Source organism: Allocoprococcus similis (assembly GCF_054660775.1).
This window is the reverse complement of record NZ_BAAHSG010000071.1, coordinates 1-2,048: the sequence shown is the minus strand read 5'-3', so window position 1 is coordinate 2,048 and position 2,048 is coordinate 1. Positions and strand designations below refer to the sequence as shown.

Here is a 2,048-nt window from a genome sequence, read left to right as displayed (position 1 = left end):
TGGATAATCAAAGTTCTTGAGGGTTTGCCGAACTAATTGAGGGTCAGTCGTGAGGGGTTGGCCCTTTTAGAATGCCAGTTTTTGAGGGTTTAGTTTGAGGGGCTGGTTTGAGGGACAAACTTGAGGGGCGAGTTTGAGGGTCTGGAATAATTCCAGGCCCTCTTGAATAATTATTCAAAAATCATATTCGTTAGGATATGGGATATCGTTTTCGAATAAGATTTTTTGCAGTGTTTGAATATATTTGTATTGACGTTCAATTTCAATCCAGTTGCCATGACATAGTGAGTATGCCTCTTCTAATTCATAACATGTAAGTTCATAATCTGTCCAAAGTGGACAGGAATGGTTCTTGCTAAAAGCACAATGGTTTTTCATAAATTCCTCCTAAAAATCATCCTCTTCTAAATATAGAACAGGGTTGTAATCCGTGATACCGTTTAATACAGGAACTGATCTGGTTGCATATAAAAAGCGATTTCTAAAATGCTCGAAGTTGCGGAAACCTCTGCCAAGTCGTTTTAAATCTTTAATTTTTCTGTTGATGGATTCAATAGGTCCATTTGATAATCGGCTATCATAGATTCTTCCATTACCGATTTTTTCAACCATAATAAATGAGTTGATAATGGAAGATTTATATTTCTCTAAGAGAGAAGCGAATTCACGAAATATCTCATGTCTTGATTTCCGGTATGTTTCAATCAATTTCTCCAATTCGATTTGAGCCTGCGAAGGATTACCGCCATTTCTGGCATTGAATTGAAGATAAAGTTCTTTTAGGTCTCTGAACTCTTTTAGTTTATAGTCTATGCGAAATAACGCATCTTCATAATCATATGTGTTCATGAGTGCATGGAAATGCGGATCCATACGTGGATCAGTATGATATCGAATATTTGATTGATTACATAGAATAAGCCAACGGTATTTCTGAAGCAGGTAAACTTCATCAGATGGTGGAAGAGATACCGGCACTTGCTGTTCAAGAGACAGTTTATCCTGGTATTCACGATCACGCTGACGGAACTTCTTTAATAGCTGACGAATATAATTATCAATCATACGAGTAATCCATTGAATGACATGAAATGAATCTACGACAGAAACTGCATTGGGAAAATATTTTTCCACATAAGAAATGTATGGATTATACATATCAGAGATGAGATACTTCACTGCAAAGCGTTCCTCAGTAGGGATTGAAGTGAAATAAGGCTCGGTCACATTAGAACGTCTGCTTCGTAGTAAATCGATGGGATCACCTGTGTGGAAGTCCTGGATGACAAGTGCGTATTTACAGTGCTCATCCATGTCTAAAAAGACTTCATCAATCGAAATGGCATCTGTGAGAGTTAGCCTGTCTAATTTAACATATCGATTGAAGACATCATGTGCATGAGAATCAGAAACATGAAATTTTTTTGCTATAGAAACAGAAGTTTCTAAGAGATTCCTGTAAGCATCTACGATAAGCATATCTGTAGCATTTGTTGTTCGTCGTTGCCGGTTTACGAACTTAAATGATTCGCTTGTGTCATACAGGCATTCCGGATTTGTACATCGCCATCGACGCTGCTTCAAAATAAGAACAAGAGAGTAATTATCTTGAAGAATCGGATGATTAATGGTTCTCTTCTTAATACCACGTGAATACATACGAAACCCGCAAGAAGGGCAAAAATGTGGTACAGGTGGAGTTGAAAGAGTAAGTGTTTTTGTTTGACCATGAATTTGAATATCGGTGATTTCGATATCTGTATCTTCAAGGTCGAGTAAATTTGTGATACTATTCATGTATCCTCCTTTCTGTTTTGAAGTTTCCGCAAGAACAATCATACAAAAAGAAGGAAAAAAATAAAATAGGATTGATCAGCGATAAGAACTGATTAATCCTATTTTTTATTGCTACATAGGCAGACAAGAGTCAGCCTCTCAAACCAGCCCCTCAAACCAAACCCTCAAACCAGCCCCTCAAACTTGCCCCTCAAGTTTGCCCCTCAATCTAAACCCTCAAAAAGACATCCCCTCAAAAACTTTGATTACCC

2 protein-coding genes are annotated in these 2,048 nt (G+C 37.5%); both read right to left on the bottom strand.

The window, feature by feature from the left end; genetic code table 11:
- Positions 1-174 precede the first annotated feature (174 nt).
- Positions 175-378, bottom strand: coding sequence for a mobility-associated LCxxNW protein (locus ACYQ5K_RS17465; RefSeq protein ID WP_173689690.1), 204 nt, complete (start codon positions 376-378; stop codon positions 175-177).
- Positions 379-387: 9 nt separating this feature from the next.
- Entirely contained in the window at positions 388-1,797 is a 1,410-nt protein-coding gene (locus ACYQ5K_RS17460) for an ISL3 family transposase (protein ID WP_459778157.1), read from the bottom strand.
- Positions 1,798-2,048 lie beyond the last annotated feature (251 nt).